We start from the raw sequence: 17,148 nt of genomic DNA, 5'->3' as shown, positions 1-17,148 counted from the left end.
CATCCCGGCGGTGCGCGCGGCGCTGCTCGAGTTCCAGCGCGCGTTCGGCCGCGCGCGCGGCGCCGTGCTGGACGGGCGCGACATCGGCACCGTCGTGTTCCCCGACGCGGCCGTGAAGCTGTTCGTCACGGCGACCCCCGAGGAACGCGCGCGCCGGCGCCTGCTGGAGCTGCGCGCGCGGGGGATCGCCGCCGACCCCGACCAGGTGCTCGCCGAGATCCGCGACCGCGACGCGCAGGATGCCAACCGCCCGGTCGCCCCCCTCAGACCTGCCGCGGACGCGATCGTGATCGACACGACCGCGCTCGATGCCGAGGCCGCCTTCGCGGCGGCACTGGCGGAGATCGAACGGCGTCTCGCCGCGGGCTGATCTGGGCCGCGTCCGAAATCGCTTGACTTTGCGTCGATCCGGCCGTTCCTGGGATGCCAACGGGCGGTGCGGCCGGCAAGCGGCTCCCGCCCGCGATCACCAATCGGCCCGGGCTGTCCCGGGCAAGCCGTGCCCGGCCCCGCCGTCCCGGCGGCCCGTCCCGGGGGCGCAAACCGCCGTCGCGCGATCGCGACGACAGGAAGACACGCACCGCATGGCAAACACGGCCACCGTCCCGGTCGCGACCGAGGACTTCGCCGCCCTTCTCGACGCCACCCTCGGCAGCGACAGCGGCTTCGACGGTTCCGTCATCACCGGACGGGTCGTCCGGATCGAGGGCGACGCCGCCGTCATCGATGTCGGGCTGAAGTCCGAGGGCCGGGTCCCGCTCAAGGAGTTCGCCGCGCCGGGCCAGAAGCCCGAGATCAAGCCGGGCGACCTGGTCGACGTCTATGTCGAGCGCTACGAGGACCGCGACGGTTCGATCATCCTCTCGCGCGAGAAGGCCCGCCGCGAGGAGGCCTGGACCAATCTCGAGAAGGCGTTCCAGGCCGGCAGCCGTGTCAACGGCGTGATCTTCGGCCGCGTCAAGGGCGGCTTCACGGTCGATCTCGGCGGCGCGGTCGCGTTCCTGCCGGGCAGCCAGGTGGACATCCGCCCGGTGCGCGACGTCGGTCCGCTGATGGGCACTCCGCAGCCGTTCCAGATCCTCAAGATGGACCGCTCGCGCGGCAACATCGTCGTCTCGCGCCGCGCCGTGCTCGAGGAGACGCGCGCCGAGCAGCGCGCCGAGCTCGTCCAGGGCCTGAAGGAAGGCCAGATCCTCGAAGGCGTGGTGAAGAACATCACCGACTACGGCGCCTTCGTCGATCTCGGCGGCGTGGACGGCCTGCTGCACGTGACCGACATCGCCTGGCGGCGGATCAACCACCCCTCCGAGGCGCTGCAGGTCGGCCAGACCGTCAAGGTCCAGGTGATCCGCTTCAACCCGGAGACCCAGCGCATCAGCCTCGGCATGAAGCAGCTGATGGCCGACCCGTGGGACGGCGTGACCGCGAAGTACCCGGTCGGGGCCAAGTTCACCGGCCGCGTGACCAACATCACCGACTACGGCGCCTTCGTCGAGCTCGAGCCGGGGGTCGAGGGGCTGGTGCACGTCTCCGAGATGTCCTGGACCAAGAAGAACGTGCACCCGGGCAAGATCGTCTCGACCAGCCAGGAGGTCGAGGTGATGGTTCTGGACGTGGACGGCGTGAAGCGCCGCATCTCGCTCGGGCTGAAGCAGTGCCTGCGCAACCCGTGGGAGGAGTTCCTCGAGAAGCACCCCGTGGGCAGCACGATCAAGGGCGAGGTGAAGAACATCACCGAGTTCGGCCTGTTCATCGGCCTGCCCGGCGACATCGACGGCATGGTGCACCTCTCCGACCTCGCCTGGGACGAGCCGGGCGAGACCGCGATCCAGAGATACGCGAAGGGCGACGTGGTCGAGGCGAAGGTGCTCGACGTCGATGTCGAGAAGGAACGGATCAGCCTCGGCATCAAGCAGCTCACCTCGGATCCGGCCGCCGGCGTGCTGGACCGGCTGCAGAAGGGGCAGGTGGTGACCTGCGTCGTCACCGCGGTGCAGCCCAACGGCATCGAGGTGAAGGTGGACGATGCCGTCACCGGCTTCATCCGCAAGGCCGACCTCGCGCGCGACAAGCAGGACCAGCGGCCCGACCGTTTCGGCGTCGGGGACAAGGTGGACGCGAAGATCATCGCGATCGAGCGCGCCTCGCGGCGGCTGTCGCTGTCGATCAAGGCGCGCGAGATGGAGGAGGAGAAGCAGGCGATGGCCGAGTTCGGCTCCTCCGACTCGGGAGCGTCGCTCGGCGACATCCTGGGGGCGGCGATCCGCCGGCGCAACCAGATGGCGAGCGAAGGCAAGGAATGAAGGAGCGCGGGGGAGGGGCCCGGCCGCCGGGCCGCGGCGCACGGGGATGCCGGCCCCTCCCCCAGCCCCGATCGATCCGCCGTTACGGGTAGTCGCAGCGCTCCGCGGTGACGCTGACGAAGCCGCGCAGGTCGCTCTCGGTGACCAGGAAGCGATGCTCGCTCGTACCGCGCACGACCGAGAAGGTCAGCGGCAGCGTGCCGGTGGTCTCGGTGCGCGCCCCGCCGGGCTGGATCGCCACGATCGTCACCGGCTGGGCCGGATCGAACCAGGCGTGCGGCGCCCCGTCCGGCGCGCGGGCGGACTGCCCCTCGCCGGTCACCACGATCGCGCCGGCGAAGGACACCGAGCTCTGCGCGCCGCGGCCGGTCGGCGTGGGCAGCTGGAACCGGCGCGTCTCCTGGCCGGCATCGCATTTCGTGCCGGCGGTGGCGTTGTTCAGCACGAGCGCGAGGCGATCCGGCGCCAGCCCCTCCTCGAGTCGCTCCTGCACCTTGGCGAACAGTGCGCGCGCCGCGCCGGTCGGCACATCGCGCGCATAGCGCTCCTCCCATTCGCGCACGCGCGCATCGGCCTGCTGGCGCAACGCCTCGGTCTGGGCGAGCTGCTGCTGCAGGGTCGCGATCACGCGCCGCTGCTGGTCGATCTCGGCGCGCAGCGCGTCCGTCTCGAGCTCAGCCAGCCGGCTGCCGGACTCGTAGGCGAGCGCGCCCAGCAGGACGAGGCCTCCCAGCACCAGCAGCACCGTGACGGCGCGCCGGCGGCGGCGGCGCCGCTCGGCGCGACGGGCGTCGCGCAAGCCCAGACTCATCGTGCTCCGCCGTCCCCCTGCCTCACGTCCGAGGGCGCTTGTAGCACCGGCCGGCCGGGTTGGGGACCGCTCCCGGCGATCGGTCTGCGCGGAGCGCAAACCCAACGAGCGGTTTGCGCTTTCCGTGCCCCCGGCCTCCGGGTGTATAGGCGACGCCCGTGACCACGCTCAACGGGGCCAAGGACGACTCCTCGCCGCCTCGAGAGGCGACGCGCGGGCTCCGTCCGGGCCTCGTCGTCGCCGCACTCGGCGTCGTCTTCGGCGATATCGGCACCTCGCCGCTCTACGCGCTGCGTGCCGCGCTCACCCAGACGCCGGGGGTCGCGCCGGTCGCGGGCGACATCCTCGGCGTGCTGAGCCTGGTGTTCTGGGCGCTGATCCTGGTGGTGACGATCAAGTACGTCACGGTGGTGATGCGCGCCGACAACCGGGGCGAGGGCGGCATCCTCGCGCTGATGGCGCTGGCGACGCGCAGCCTTCCGGAGGGGCGGCTCAAGCGTGCCGCGCTGGCCGCGGGCATCCTGGGCGCGAGCCTGTTCTTCGGCGAGTGCACGATCACGCCGGCGATCTCGGTGCTCTCGGCGATCGAGGGGCTGACCGTGGTCGACCCGACCTTCGAGCACCTCGTGGTGCCGCTCTCGGTCGTCGTGCTGGTGGCGCTGTTCCTGGTGCAGCGCTACGGCACGGGGCGGGTCGGCACCATGTTCGGACCGATCACGGGGGCTTGGTTCGTCGCGATCGGGGTGCTCGGCGTCGTCGCGATCGCCCGCAACCCGGCGGTGCTGGAGGCGCTGAGCCCGCACCACGCCGTCCTGTTCTTCGCCTACCACGAGTTCACGGCCTTCCTGGTGCTGGGCGCGGTGATCCTGGTGGTGACGGGGGCGGAGGCGCTCTTCGCCGACATGGGTCATTTCGGTCGACCGCCGATCCGCGCGGGCTGGCTCGGCCTCGTGCTGCCGGCGCTGACGCTGAACTATTTCGGCCAGGGCGCGCTGCTGCTCGGGAACCCGAGCGCGATCGTCAACCCGTTCTACCTGCTCGCGCCGGGCTGGGTGCGCCTGCCGCTCGTGCTGCTCGCCACGGCGGCGACGATCATCGCGAGCCAGGCGGTGATCTCGGGTGCCTACTCGATCGCGCGCCAGGCGATGCAGCTCGGCTTCTGTCCGCGACTGACCGTGCGCCACACCTCGGGCGAGGAGCGCGGGCAGATCTACATGCCGCAGGTGAACGCGGCACTGTTCGTCGCGGTGCTGCTGCTGGTGCTGTCGTTCCGCCATTCCGACGCGCTGGCCGCGGCCTACGGTCTCGCGGTGAGCGGCACCTTCGCCTGCGGCTCGCTGCTCGGCTTCCTGGTGGCGCGGCGGGTCTGGGGCTGGAGCTGGGCGGTGACGGGCGCGCTGTTCGGCCTGTTCCTGCTGATCGATCTCGCCTTCCTCGGCTCCACCCTGCTGAAGATTCCCGACGGGGCGTGGTTCCCGCTCCTGCTCGGGCTCGCGCTGTTCCTGCTGATGACGAGCTGGAAGCGCGGCCGCGACCTGATGTTCGATCGCTGGCGCACCGACAGCCTGCCGCTCGCCTCGTTCCTCGCGCGCCTGCCGCAGAGTCGCACGATCCGCGTGCCCGGCACGGCGGTCTTCATGACCGGCAACCCGGACTACGTGCCCAACGCGCTCCTGCACAATCTCAAGCACAACAAGGTACTGCACGAGCGGGTGCTGTTCATCACGGTGCTGACCGACGACATCCCGGTCGTCCCGCCCGAGCGGCGCATGGTGGTGGAGCAGCTCGCCCCCGGCATCCACCGCGTGATCCTGCATTACGGCTTCATGGAGAGCCCCAACATCCCGCGCGCGCTCGTCGAGCTGAAGCGGCACGGGATCGAGGCCGATCCGATGCAGGTGAGCTTCTTCCTCGGCCGCGAGGTGGTGGTGCCGGCCCAGGTGCCGAAGATGTCCTGGTGGCGGCACTGGCTGTTCCTGGTGATGGCGCGCAATGCCGTGCCCGCGACCGAGTTCTTCCGCATCCCCTCCGATCGCGTCGTCGAACTGGGCGTCCGGGTGGCCATCTAGCGGGGGCCGGGACCGACGCCCCCAGGCGGGGGAGGGGCCCCCCGGTTGACCCAAATCATTTGAAGCCTCGCCGGCCTTGCGCGAGCATGTCGTCCCGGAGGAACCCGATGTCCCGGCTCTACACCGTCCGCATGCTGCTCGCGCGCAATCCCGGTTTCCCGGAGGGCTCGACGTCGCGCGGCTACGAGCTGCACCTGCCACTCACCCCCGACGGTCATCTCGATGTCGAGACGTGGCGGCAGCGTCGCGCCGAGTGCACGGTGCGCCGGTTCTGGCCGGACGAGCCGGACCGGCACGGCCAGCTCGTCCATGGCCGGCACGGCTGGGCCTTCTCCTACGAGCCGGGCGAGGCGGACGACGAGCCGCTGTTCAAGCTCGAGGGCCATGTGTTCCGCCCCGGCGAGTACGTCACCGTGCGCGAGACCGACGGCGATTCGCTCGTGTTCCGCATCGTCAGCGTGCGCTGACGGCGCGCCGCGCCGGTGCATCAGGGGGCCGGGAGGATGGTGGCGCGCGCCTGCGCCGCGCGGGGCCTCGGGATGCGGGACGGAGTACGCATGTCCGGCGATCGCGGCCAGGCGGATGCGGCCTTGCGGCATGCCGCGCCGCTTCCTTGACACCCCCGCAGCCCGCCGCTAGGTAGCCCGCGCCTTCCGGGCGGGTCACCGCGTTTCGGAGGAGCGACTGTTGGAGGATCCCTCCCGCCCCGGGCACGACGCCTCGTTCGAGGAGCGCCTTCGGGCGGCCCGCGCCAAGGCCGGTCTGGACCGGCCAGAGCAGGCGAGGCCGGGATCCCCGAGCCCCTGGGGTCTCGGCCTGCGCGCCGGTCTCGAGGTGGCCTCGGCGCTGGCGGTCGGGGTGGGCTTCGGCCTCGCCCTCGACTGGTGGCTCTCCACCCGGCCGCTCTTCCTGGTCGCGGGCCTGTTCCTCGGGGGCGCGGCCGGGGTGCTGAACGTGTACCGCCTGATGCTCGGGCGGCGCGGCCCCGGGCCGGAGCGGAACCGGGGGATGTGATGGCGGCGGAAGGCCAATCGATCGACGCGCTGAGCCAGTTCGCGCTCACTCCGATCGCTGCCGGCTTCACCAACTCCAACCTCTACATGCTGGTCGCCGGCGCCGGCATCTCGGCACTGATGCTGATCGGCATGCGGTCCCGCGCGCGCGTGCCGGGACGGCTGCAGAGCCTGGCCGAGGTCTCTTACGAGTTCGTCTACGGCCTGGTGCGCGACCAGATCGGCCACGAGGGGAAGAAGTTCTTCCCGTTCGTGTTCACCCTCTTCATGTTCATCCTGTTCGGCAACATGCTCGGCATGCTGCCCTACGCCTTCACCTTCACGAGCCACATCGCGGTCACCTTCACGCTTGCGCTGGTGGTGTTCGTGCTGGTGACCGCGGTGGCGCTGGCGATCCACGGGCTGCACTTCTTCAGCTACTTCTTCCCCGAGGGCGCGCCCAAGGCCCTGGCCCCCCTGATCATCCCGATCGAGGTGATCTCCTACCTCTCGCGCGTGGTCAGCCTCTCGGTGCGCCTCTTCGCCAACATGGTCGCCGGCCACGTGATGCTGAAGGTGTTCGCGACCTTCGTGGTGATGATGGGCAGTGCCGGCGCGCTTGGCCTCCTCGGCGCGGTCGCGCCGCTCGCGATCAATGTCGCACTGGTCGGCTTCGAGTTCCTGGTCGCCTTCCTCCAGGCCTATGTGTTCGCCGTGCTCACCTGCATCTACCTGCACGACGCGGTGCATCTGCACTGAGCCCGCGCCGGCGGTTCCGCCTGACCCTCAACCCGCAACGCAAAGGACACGACAATGGACGTTGAAGCCGCGAAGGCCCTCGGTGCCGGTCTGGCCGTGATCGCGCTCGCCGGTGTCGGCATCGGCATCGGCAACATCTTCTCCTCGATGGTCGGCTCGGTCGCGCGCAACCCCGCCTCGCGCGATGCGGTGTTCCCGATCGGCATCCTCGGCTTCGCGTTGACCGAGGCCGTGGCGCTGTTCGCGCTGCTGATCGCGTTCCTCATCCTGTTCACCTGAGGGCGCGCGGGGCCCCTTCCCGCACCCGCGCTCCCGGGGATCGACCGATGCCGCAGCTCGACTTCGCCAATCCGCTCCTGCTGACCCAGGTGTTCTGGCTCCTGGTGATCTTCGGTGCGCTCTACGTGCTCGTCTCGAAAGTGGCGCTGCCGCCGGTGGCGACGATGCTCGAGGAGCGGGCGGCGGCGATCGCGGCGGATCTTGAGCGCGCACGCGCGCTCAAGGCCGAGGCCGATGCGGCGATGGCCGAGGCCGAGCGCGAGCAGGCCAAGGCGCGCGCCCAGGCGCAGGCCGAGCTGCGCGCCACCATCGACGCCGCCAAGGCCGAGGCCGCCAAGGCCGAGGCGGAGCTGGCGCGGCGTCTCGCCGCGCAGCTCGACGAGGCGGAACGGCGCATCGCCGAGGCGCGCGCGCAGGCGATGGCGGCGATCGAGCAGGTGGCGGCGGAGGCGGCCGGCGCGGCGACCGCGCGGCTGATCGGCGTGGCCCCCGATGAGGCGGCGGTGCGCGAGGCGGTCGGCGCCGCGCTGGCGGCCCGCCAGGGCTGAGGGGGCACGCCATGGAGCACAGCTACGAGCATTTCTGGCTCGACCCGAAGTTCTGGGTCGCGATCTCGTTCGTCCTCTTCCTCGTGCTCGCCTGGAAGCCGGTGATCACGAAGATCCTCTCGGCACTCGATGCGCGCGCCGAGCGCATCCGCGCCGAGATCGCGGAAGCGGCGAAGCTGCGCGAGGAGGCCGAGGCCATGCTGCGCGAGGCCAGGGCCAGGCGCGAGGCCGCAGCCGCCGAGGCTGAGCGGATCCTCGCCCATGCGCAGGAGGAGGCGCGACTGGTCTCCGCCGAGATGGCCGAGGAGCTTGCCGCGTCGCTGAAGCGACGCGAGCGCATGGCGCTGGAGCGGATCGCCGCGGCCGAGGCCGAGGCGGCCGCCGCGGTGCGCGCGGTCGCGGCGGATGTGGCTGTCGCCGCGACGCGCCGGCTGATCGCCGAGCGCATGTCCGGCGAGAGCCACGCCGCGCTGATCGACAAGGCGATCAGGGACCTGCCGCAGCGGCTGCACTGATCCCGTCGGCGCCGGCCCCGCAGACGATCGCGGCGACGCGTTCGCCCGGCGCCGGCCGATAGGCGCCGGCGAGCACCGCCGCCACGGCCGCCGCCCCCGACAGGTCGGCGGCGATCCCGGCCTCGTCCCACAGCAGCCGCGCGGCCGCCTCCATGTCGGAGTCCTCGATCAGCACCACCCGGTCCAGCCGGTCCTGCAGCAGCGCGAAGACGCGCTCGTCGGTGCGGCCGGCGGCAAGCGTCGGCACCTTGGTGGTGATGGCGGGCAGGGTCACGACCGCGCCCGCGGCGAGGCTCGCATGCAGGGTGGGCGCGCCGGTCGGCTCGACGCCGACGATGCGGATGCCGGGCTTGAGCGCCGTGGCCGCGACCGCCACACCGCTCGCGAGCCCTCCCCCGCCGATCGCCACCAGGATCGTGTCCACCTCGGGGTCGTCGGCGAGGATCTCGAGCGCCGTCGTCCCCTGGCCGGCGGCCACTGCCGGGTCGGCGAAGGGGTGGACGTAGGTCGCTCCGGCGGCGGCGGCGTGGGCGAGCGCAGCGGCGTTGGCCTCGTCCCAGACCGTCCCGGCGACCTCGAGCCGCGCGCCGTAGCGGCGGATGCGCTCGGCCTTGGCGGGGTGGACCGAGCGGGGCACGAAGACGGTCGCTGGCACGCCGGCTTCGCGTGCGGCGCAGGCGACGGCGATGCCGTGGTTGCCGCCCGAGGCGGTGACGAGTCCGGCCCGGCGCTCGTCCGCATCGAGCAGCGTGAGGCGCGCGAAGGCGCCGCGCGCCTTGAAGCTGCCGGAGAGCTGCAGCGTGTCGAGCTTGAGCGCCAGTTCCGGCAGCGGCGGCAGGGTGACCCGGAACAGGGGCGTGCGGCGCACGAAGGGAGCGATGCGGCGCGCGGCCGCCTGGACGTCGGCAAGCGTGATCATGGCCGCTTGGTAGCCGCGAAGCGGCCATGCACCAAGAGGCGGGGAAAGCAGCCCCCCGATCCGGCTCAGATCGTCAGCGTTCCCGCCTTCGCCGCGTCATACCGCTCGCCGATCCGCGCCCAGTCGAGCACGTTCCACCAGTTGCGCACATACTCGGCGCGCCGGTTCTGGTAGCGCAGATAGTAGGCGTGCTCCCAGACGTCGTTGCCCATCAGCACGCGGTCGCCGTCCATCAGCGGGCTGTCCTGGTTCGGCCGCTGCACGATCGCGAGTCCGCCATGCCGGTTCACCGTCACGAAGGCCCAGCCCGAGCCGAACACGCCCATCGCGGCGCGGTCGAATCGCTCGCGGAACTGGGCGAAGCCGCCGAAGTCGCGCGTGATGGCGGCGGCGAGCTCGCCTGACGGCTCGCCGCCCCTGCCGCCCATGATCAGCCAGAACATCGAGTGGTTGGCGTGACCGCCACCGTGGTTGCGGATCGCGGTCCGGATCGTTTCGGGCATCTCGGTGAAGCGGAGCAGGATCTGGTCGAGCGGCATCGCCGCGATCCGGCTGTGGTCGGCGACCGCGGCGTTCAGGCCGTTCACGTAGGCGCGATGATGCAGGCCGTGGTGGATCTCCATCGTGCGCGCGTCGATCGCGGCCTCGTTGGCATCGAACGGGTAGGGCAGGGCGGGCAGGGTGAAGGGCCCGCCGGGCTGGGCGACCGCGACCCGCAGCGCGGGTGTCAGGGCGGACGCTGCGAGGCCAGCGCCCAAGCCGAGAAGAGTCCGCCGTGGAACGAGCATGACGTTTCTCCCTGTCGGAACCCCGAGGGCCGAAGCGCCCCCGGCCGATCGTATCTTGGGGTTGCCGTGCGGCGACGGAAGAGGACCACCGCACGCAGGCGCCGTGCAGCCCCGCCCCCTTCTCGGGGAGGCGGCTGGCCTGCCATCCGGCGCGCCGCCGCGGCCGCGCGAACCGCGGCGATCGATCCCGCAACGAGCCGGCCGCGGGGCAGGCCGCGCAATCCTCCGTCGTGCCTGCTCAGTCGAGCGTCCGCTTGCCGGACAGTTGCCGCAAGCCAACGGCGCCGATGCCCGGAGATGGGGAAGGGGAGGCCGGCGATCGCGGATTTTCAATAATACGGTGTTTCTGCACTTTGTTGTCGTACCACCAGGCAATAGAACCCTCAGTCGCGGATTCTGCTTCGCGCTGCGCCGAGGCCCAGTCGCAGGGTCCAACCCTCTGGCGCCAATGGCTTTTTCCGGGCAGGGCCGGCCCACGGCAGAGCCTGCACAAATACTGGCGACTCGGTCGTGTTTGTATTATGGAGCGAATCGGTGGCGACGCGCCCGCGCCACGACGCCGCATCGCGCGGCACTCCGGCCAGGGGGGCCTGCCGGACATCGCCAGTCGGGCGTCGAAGGGAACCCGCCATCATGGACCGCGACCTCGAGGCCCCCGAAGCCGAGCCTCCATCCGGCGTGGCGTCCGCGCCGGCCAGCGCGGGCGTCCTCGACAGGCCCCTGTTCCCGGCGACGGTGAAGGAGCGCGAACGCGGCGCCGCCTTCCCGCAATCCGCGCGTTCGCGCGCGTTCCGCCGCCGCTTCTGGCCGGACGCCACGGCGGCGGAATGGAACGACTGGCGCTGGCAGCTCCGGCACCGCATCCGCGACCTGCGCGGGCTCGCGCGGGTGATCCGGCTCTCCGACGACGAGGCGCGCGCGGTGGCACGCCACACCGGGCCGCTGCCGGTCGGCATCACCCCCTATTACGCGAGCCTGCTCGACGAGCACGACCCCGACCAGGGCCTGCGCCGCACCCACATCCCCGTGAACGGCGAGTATCTGCGCACCCCCGGCGAGGCCGACGATCCGCTCGGCGAGGATCACGACGCCGCCGTGCCCGGGCTGGTGCACCGCTATCCCGACCGCGTGCTGTTCCTCGCCACCGGCTTCTGCTCGACCTACTGCCGCTACTGCACGCGGAGCCGCATGGTCGGCGGCGGCGGCGAGTACACCTTCAGCACCACCCAGTGGCAGCGCGCGATCGACTACATCGCCGCGCATCCCGGGATCCGCGACGTGCTGCTCTCGGGCGGCGATCCGCTGACCATCGCCACCGACAAGCTGGAGTGGCTGCTCGCGCGGCTGCGCGCGATCCCGCATGTCGAGTTCCTGCGCATCGGCACCAAGGTGCCGGTCGTGCTGCCGCAGCGCATCACGCGTGACCTCACGCGCATGCTGCGCCGCTACCACCCGCTCTGGATGTCGATCCACTTCACGCACCCAGACGAGCTCACCCCCGAGGTGGCGGAGGCGACCGCACGGCTCGCCGATGCCGGCATCCCGCTCGGCAGCCAGACCGTGCTGCTCAAGGGGGTGAACGACGAGCTCGCGACGATGCGCGCGCTGATGCACGGCCTGCTCAGGCTGCGCGTGCGGCCCTACTATCTCTACCAGTGCGATCCGATCTCGGGCTCGGCGCATTTCCGCACGCCGGTCGAGAAGGGGATCGAGATCATCGAGGGACTGCGCGGCCACACCACCGGCTATGCGGTGCCGCATTTCGTCGTCGATGCGCCGGGCGGGGGCGGCAAGATTCCGCTGCTCCCCGACTACCTGGTCGGCCGCGACGGCGACGACCTCCTGCTGCGCAACTTCGAGCGCGGCATCTACCGCTACACCGACCCCGGCGGCCGTCTTGGCGCCGACCGGATCGTGCCGCCGGAGGCCGCGGCGCAGGCGAAGGGCGTCCCCCATGCCTGATGGCGGCATCATGCGCACGCTGCGCGTCGGCTTCACCTACGACCTGCGCGAGACTTGGCGTGCCGAGGGCTTCGACGAGGAGGAGACGGCCGAGTTCGACAGCCTCGAGACGGTCGAGGCGATCGCCGGCCACCTCGCCGCGCGCGGCTTCACGGTGGACCGCATCGGCCACCACCGCGCCCTGGTCGCGCGGCTTGCCGCCGGCGAGCGCTGGGATCTCGTCTTCAACATCTGCGAAGGTCTGCGCGGCTTCGGCCGCGAGGCGCTGGTGCCGGCGCTGTGCGAGGCCTACGGCATTCCCTGCGTGTTCTCCGACAGCCTGGTGCTCGCGCTCGCGCTGCACAAGGGCCACGCCAAGCGCGTCGTGCGCGACGCCGGCGTGCCGACGGCGCCCTTCATGGTGATCGAGCATGCGCGCGACCTCGCCGTGCTCGATCTCGACTTCCCGGTCTTCGCCAAGCCGGTGGCCGAAGGCACGGGCAAGGGGGTGGAGCGTGCGAGCCGCTGCGCGGACCGCAGCGCCCTCGCCCGCATCTCGGCCGACCTGCTCGCGCGCTTCCGCCAGCCCGTGCTGGTCGAGACCTATCTTCCCGGCCGCGAGTTCACGGTCGGCATCGTCGGCACGGGGACGGAGGCGCGCGCGATCGCGGCGATGGAGGTGCGGCTGAACGAGCGCGCGCATGACGGCGTCTACGGGCTTGCCACCAAGGAGGACTGGCACGGCCGCGTCGACTACGTGCTGGCGACCGACGCGACCGCGCGCGCAGCCGAGGCGGTGGCGCTCGCGGCCTGGCGCGCGCTCGGCTGCCGCGACGGCGGGCGGGTCGATCTGCGCTGCGACGCCGACGGCCGGCCGCAGTTCCTGGAGGTGAACCCGCTCGCCGGGCTCAACCCCTCGCATTCGGATCTTCCCATCCTGACGCGCCTGGCGGGATACGACTTCGCATGGCTGATGGATCAGATCCTCGAGTCGGCCCTGGCGCGCAGCGGCCTGCCGCAGCGGATGCGCGCCGCTGCGTGATCCTGCACCAAGCGGTGCCGCCCGACGCGCCGCCCGACGAGCAGGACGTGCTGGAGCAGGTCGGCGCGGTCGAGGCCGCGCTGATCGAGGCCGGCTGGCGCACCCGGCGGCTCGCCGCCACGCTCGACCTCGCCGCGGTCGCGCGCGCGCTCGCCGCGGACCCGCCTGACCTCGTGGCGAACCTGGTCGAGAGCCTGCCGGTCGGTCGCGCCATGGGCGTGATGGCGCCGGCCGCGGCGGCCCTGCTCGAGGCGCTCGGCCTGCCGTTCACCGGCAACGGCTCCGCCGCGCTGGCGCTCACCGCCGACAAGCTCGCCACCAAGCGCGTGCTGCGCGCCGCCGCCATTCCGACACCGGACTGGATCGAAGGGGAGGGCGAGGTCCGCGGCCCCCTGATCGTCAAGCACGCGACCGAGCACGCCTCCTTCGCGCTCGGCCCCGACAGCGTGGTCGCCGATGCCGCCGCGGCACGCGCGCTGATCGCGGCGCGGCGGGCCCAGCATGGCGGGCGGTGGTTCGCCGAGGCCTTCATCGACGGCCGCGAATTCAACCTCTCCGCGCTCGATGACGGCGCGGGCGGCTGTCTCGTCCTGCCGGCGGCCGAGCAGGTCTTCGATCCGCGCTGGCCGGAGGGCCGCCCGCGCATCGTCGACTGGGCGAGCAAGTGGGATCCGGCTGACCCGATCTACCCTTACGCGATGCGCTCCTTCGCGCTCGGCGAGGACGACGCGCCGCTGGTGGCGCGGATGGCGGCGCTGGTGCAGCGGGTCTGGCAGGTCTGCGGACTGGCCGGCTATGCGCGGGTCGATCTGCGCGTGGACCGGTCGGGCACCCCCTGGGTGCTGGAGGTGAACGCCAATCCCTGCCTCACCCCGGGGATGGGACTGGCCGCGACCGCCGAGCAGGCCGGGCTCGGCTTCCGGACGCTGATGGAACGGATCGTCGCCGCAGCCCGGCCCTGCCCGGGGGGACCGTCCCCTGCGCCCCCGCATCCGCGCCCGCGCCGCGCCGCCGTCGCGTTCGCCTGGCGCAGCGCGCTCGAGCCCGCCGATCCGCAGCGCATCGCCGCACTCTGCGCCGCCACCGGCGTCTTCACCGCAGCCGAGATCGCGGTCGCGCGCGAGCTGGCCGAGGACCGGCTCGTGCATGGCGCGGCATCCTCGTACCGTTTCCTGCTCGCCGTCTCGGATGCGGGCGAACTGCTCGGCTATGCCTGCTACGGCCCCACGCCCTGCACCGAGAGCGCCTGGGACCTCTACTGGATCGTGGTGCATCCGGGCGCGCAGGGCGCCGGGATCGGCCGCAGCCTGCTGGAGCGCGTCGCCGCGGCCGTGCGCGCCGAGGGAGGCACCGCGCTCTACGCGGAGACCGCGGGCAAGCCCGCCTATGCGCCGACGCGCTCGTTCTATGCCCGCAGCGGCTTCGCCGCGGTCGCCACCGTGCCCGACTTCTACGCGCCGGGCGATGCCAAGCTGATCCTGCGGCGCGGGCTGGACTGATTTCGCGCGCCCCGGAGGGCGGGGCCGTGCTATCGTGGCGGCCTTGGCGGTTCGACCGGCGGCCTGCGGGCGGCGCACGCGACCGGTCCGCAGGCCTGCCCCGGGGCGATGCCGCGACCCCGCGCGGACCGGGTGGTCCGATCCCGGCCGTGCGACGGCGGAGGGAGAAGGGCGATGGCACAGGCGATGACGGAGGTGCCCGCGGCCGCGCGCGCGGATGAGCCCGCGATACGCCGGATCACGCTCGCCGATCTGCGCGAGGTGCTGGCGAAGGGGTGGGAGGACTTCCTGACCATTCCGACCCAGCTCGTGTTCCTCGGCGTGATCTACCCCGTGGTCGGCTTGATCGCCGCGCGCTTCGCGACGGGGGACCTGCTCCCGCTGCTGTTCCCGCTCTTGGCGGGGCTGTCGCTGCTCGGACCGGTGGTGGCGCTCGGCCTCTACGAGATCAGCCGGCGGCGCGAGCTCGGCATGCCCGTCTCGGCGCGCGACGCGCTGGGCGTGCTGCGCTCGCCCTCGCTCAAGGCGATCGTGCTGCTCGGCGGCATGCTGTTCGGGCTGTTCGTCGCTTGGCTCGTAGCGGCCCGGCTGGTCTACCTCGCCACGCTGGGCGAGGGGCCGCACGGCGGGTCGCTCGGCGCGCTGCTGACCGCGGCGCTGACGACGCGCGCGGGCTGGATGCTGATCCTGATCGGCAACGGCGTCGGCCTCGCCTTCGCGATCGTGGTGCTGACGCTGACCGTGGTGTCGTTCCCGCTGCTGCTCGACCGGCCGGTCGATCCGCTCGTGGCGGTGCGGGCCTCGGTGCGCGCGGTCGCGACCAATCCCGTGCCGATGCTGGCCTGGGGCCTGATCGTCGCGGTGCTGCTGGTGGCGGGCGCGCTGCCGCTGCTGATCGGGCTCGCCGTCGTGGTTCCCGTGCTCGGCCACGCGACCTGGCATCTCTACCGCCGCGTGGTCGCGTGGTAGCGGGGGCCGGCCGCGGGGCGCCCGGCCGGTCCCGTGGTGGCTCGCGGGCCTGGCCCGGCGCAGCGGCACGCGCCTCGGCGCCCATCCGATCGGCGACCGCCGGCGTGGTGTCGCTGCAGACAACGAGCAGGCGCATCGCAGGTCTCCGCTGCGGCGCCCGACCATGGCGCGGGACGGCCGCACCGCCTATGGTTCCCGCATGGCCGCACCAGTCCAGCGTGTCTCGCTCGATCCCGCGCGGCGCGATCCGGTGATCGCGGCGCTGCGCGCCCGCTTCGGCGAGCGTCTCTCCACCGCCGCGGCGGTGCGCGACCAGCACGGCCGCGACGAATCCTGGCACGCCCCCGCACCACCCGACGCGGTGGTGTTCGCCGAGACGGTCGCGGAGGTGCAGGAGGTGGTGCGTCTCTGCGCCGAACACCGCGTGCCGGTCATCCCGTTCGGCACCGGCACGAGCCTCGAGGGCCACGTCGCCGCGCTCGGCGGCGGGGTGTCGCTCGACCTCTCGCGCATGAACCGCGTGCTGCGCGTCAGCGCCGAGGACCTCGACTGCACGGTCGAGCCTGGCGTGACGCGCAAGCAGCTGAACGCGCATCTGCGCGACACCGGCCTCTTCTTCCCGATCGATCCGGGCGCGGATGCCTCGATCGGCGGCATGACGGCGACCCGCGCCTCAGGCACCAACGCGGTGCGCTACGGCACGATGCGCGAGGCGGTGCTCGGGCTCGCGGTGGTGCTCGCCGACGGGCGGCTGATCCGCACCGGCGGGCGGGCGCGCAAATCCGCCGCCGGCTACGACCTCACGCGGCTCTTCGTCGGCAGCGAGGGCACGCTCGGCGTGATCGTCGGCATCACGCTGCGTCTCTTCGGCGTGCCCGAGCGCATCGCCGCCGCGGTCTGTTCCTTCCCCGACATGGCGGCCGCAGTCGGCACCGTGATCGAGACGATGCAGATGCAGGTGCCGCTCGCGCGCATCGAGCTGCTCGACGAGGTGCAGATGGCGGCCTGCAACCGCTATTCCAGGCTCGCCTATCCCGAGGTGCCGACGCTGTTCCTCGAGTTCCACGGCACCGAAGCGGGGGTCGCGGAGCAGATCGAGACCGTGCAGGCGATCGCCGCGCAGCGCGGGGGCAGCGCGTTCGCCTTCGCGCACGCGGCCGAGGCGCGCAACCGCCTCTGGCAGGCGCGCCACGAGGCGTACTACGCGGCACTCGCGCTGCGACCGGGGGCCAAGGGCTGGCCCACCGATGTCTGCGTGCCGATCTCGCGGCTCGCCGACTGCATTCTCGAAACGAAGCGCGACCTCGCCGAGAACCGCCTGCTCGCGCCGCTGGTCGGGCATGTCGGCGACGGCAACTTCCATCTCGTCTTCGTGGTCGATCCCGACGACGCGGAGGAGCTCGCGCGGGCTTCGGCCGCGAACGACCGGCTGGTGATGCGCGCGCTCGCGATGGACGGCACCTGCACCGGCGAGCACGGCGTGGGCTACGGCAAGATGCCCTTCCTGGTGGCCGAGCACGGCGAGGCGGTCGCGGTGATGCGCGCGGTGAAGCAGGCGCTCGATCCCCTCGGCATCATGAACCCGGGCAAGATCGTCGCGGCCTGATCAGCGCGCCGCCGCGAGGCGGCGGCGTTCGGCCGAGGCGGCGGCGAGCACATCCGCCGCCCCCGCCTGGCGCGCGGCGCGCTCCGCCTGGTCGAGCCAGCCCGAGGC

General features: G+C 72.3%; 17 protein-coding genes. 14 read left to right on the top strand and 3 right to left on the bottom strand.

All coding sequences use genetic code 11. The features are described from left to right. Together FK498_RS11170 and rpsA are read left to right on the top strand one after the other, a co-directional pair. The coding region (locus FK498_RS11170; protein ID WP_141854543.1) for a d(CMP) kinase at positions 1-370 on the top strand (370 nt) is incomplete at its 5' end. Next, on the top strand, positions 309-2,303 hold the full coding sequence (gene rpsA, locus FK498_RS11165) for a 30S ribosomal protein S1 (RefSeq protein ID WP_304598715.1): 1,995 nt from the start codon (positions 309-311) through the stop codon (positions 2,301-2,303). The genes FK498_RS11170 and rpsA, both read left to right, overlap by 62 nt. An 82-nt stretch (positions 2,304-2,385) precedes the next feature. Here rpsA and FK498_RS11160 read toward each other — a convergent pair whose 3' ends face one another. Then, positions 2,386-3,114 carry a hypothetical protein gene (locus tag FK498_RS11160; RefSeq protein WP_141854539.1) on the bottom strand — a complete coding sequence of 243 codons (729 nt, stop codon included), beginning with the start codon at positions 3,112-3,114 and terminating at the stop codon, positions 2,386-2,388. A gap of 158 nt (positions 3,115-3,272) precedes the next feature. Between FK498_RS11160 and FK498_RS11155 the strand changes: the two genes are divergently transcribed. The 7 genes from FK498_RS11155 to FK498_RS11125 all read left to right on the top strand — a co-directional run bounded on the left by FK498_RS11155 (position 3,273) and on the right by FK498_RS11125 (position 8,276). Next, a complete protein-coding gene (locus tag FK498_RS11155) occupies positions 3,273-5,183 on the top strand; it encodes a potassium transporter Kup (protein ID WP_141854537.1) in 1,911 nt (636 codons plus the stop codon). A 107-nt stretch (positions 5,184-5,290) separates the two neighbouring features. Beyond that, complete coding sequence (locus FK498_RS11150; RefSeq protein ID WP_237560916.1) at positions 5,291-5,650, top strand: hypothetical protein; 360 nt, start codon at positions 5,291-5,293, stop codon at positions 5,648-5,650. Between the two features lie 220 nt (positions 5,651-5,870). Beyond that, positions 5,871-6,197 carry an AtpZ/AtpI family protein gene (locus tag FK498_RS11145; protein WP_202614822.1) on the top strand — a complete coding sequence of 109 codons (327 nt, stop codon included), beginning with the start codon at positions 5,871-5,873 and terminating at the stop codon, positions 6,195-6,197. Then, entirely contained in the window at positions 6,197-6,934 is a 738-nt protein-coding gene (locus FK498_RS11140; protein WP_141854533.1) for a F0F1 ATP synthase subunit A, read from the top strand. The genes FK498_RS11145 and FK498_RS11140 overlap by 1 nt, the downstream gene beginning before the upstream one ends. Before the next feature lie 54 nt (positions 6,935-6,988). Further along, a complete protein-coding gene (locus FK498_RS11135) occupies positions 6,989-7,213 on the top strand; it encodes an ATP synthase subunit C family protein (RefSeq protein WP_141854531.1) in 225 nt (74 codons plus the stop codon). 47 nt (positions 7,214-7,260) lie between these two features. Then, positions 7,261-7,761 (top strand): F0F1 ATP synthase subunit B', encoded by a 501-nt coding sequence (locus tag FK498_RS11130; RefSeq protein WP_141854529.1) that lies wholly within the window; start codon positions 7,261-7,263, stop codon positions 7,759-7,761. An 11-nt stretch (positions 7,762-7,772) separates the two neighbouring features. After that, complete coding sequence (locus FK498_RS11125) at positions 7,773-8,276, top strand: F0F1 ATP synthase subunit B (RefSeq protein ID WP_141854527.1); 504 nt, start codon at positions 7,773-7,775, stop codon at positions 8,274-8,276. On the opposite strand, the gene FK498_RS11120 is transcribed toward FK498_RS11125, so the two are convergent. Together FK498_RS11120 and FK498_RS11115 are read right to left on the bottom strand one after the other, a co-directional pair. Next, positions 8,248-9,195, bottom strand: a complete 948-nt coding sequence (locus tag FK498_RS11120; RefSeq protein ID WP_141854526.1) for a threonine/serine dehydratase — start codon at positions 9,193-9,195, stop codon at positions 8,248-8,250. The two genes, FK498_RS11125 and FK498_RS11120, sit on opposite strands and share 29 nt — an antisense overlap. Before the next feature lie 65 nt (positions 9,196-9,260). Further along, complete coding sequence (locus tag FK498_RS11115) at positions 9,261-9,983, bottom strand: superoxide dismutase (RefSeq protein ID WP_141854524.1); 723 nt, start codon at positions 9,981-9,983, stop codon at positions 9,261-9,263. Between the two features lie 633 nt (positions 9,984-10,616). Between FK498_RS11115 and FK498_RS11110 the strand changes: the two genes are divergently transcribed. The 5 genes from FK498_RS11110 (at position 10,617) to FK498_RS11090 (ending at position 17,040) form a co-directional block, all read left to right on the top strand. After that, positions 10,617-11,945, top strand: a complete 1,329-nt coding sequence (locus tag FK498_RS11110) for a KamA family radical SAM protein (RefSeq protein WP_141854522.1) — start codon at positions 10,617-10,619, stop codon at positions 11,943-11,945. Further along, positions 11,938-12,966, top strand: coding sequence for a D-alanine--D-alanine ligase (locus FK498_RS11105; RefSeq protein ID WP_141854520.1), 1,029 nt, complete (start codon positions 11,938-11,940; stop codon positions 12,964-12,966). Before FK498_RS11110 ends, FK498_RS11105 begins: the two co-directional genes overlap by 8 nt. Further along, entirely contained in the window at positions 12,963-14,465 is a 1,503-nt protein-coding gene (locus tag FK498_RS11100) for a GNAT family N-acetyltransferase (RefSeq protein WP_141854518.1), read from the top strand. Before FK498_RS11105 ends, FK498_RS11100 begins: the two co-directional genes overlap by 4 nt. Positions 14,466-14,639: 174 nt before the next feature. Further along, positions 14,640-15,434, top strand: coding sequence for a DUF2189 domain-containing protein (locus tag FK498_RS11095; RefSeq protein ID WP_141854516.1), 795 nt, complete (start codon positions 14,640-14,642; stop codon positions 15,432-15,434). A gap of 199 nt (positions 15,435-15,633) precedes the next feature. Then, on the top strand, positions 15,634-17,040 hold the full coding sequence (locus FK498_RS11090) for an FAD-binding oxidoreductase (RefSeq protein ID WP_141854514.1): 1,407 nt from the start codon (positions 15,634-15,636) through the stop codon (positions 17,038-17,040). Positions 17,041-17,148 lie beyond the last annotated feature (108 nt).

This window comes from Elioraea sp. Yellowstone (genome assembly GCF_006704265.1).
Lineage (GTDB): Bacteria > Pseudomonadota > Alphaproteobacteria > Acetobacterales > Acetobacteraceae > Elioraea.
Note: the sequence above shows the minus strand (reverse complement) of the source record. Positions and strands in the feature narration are given on the sequence as shown.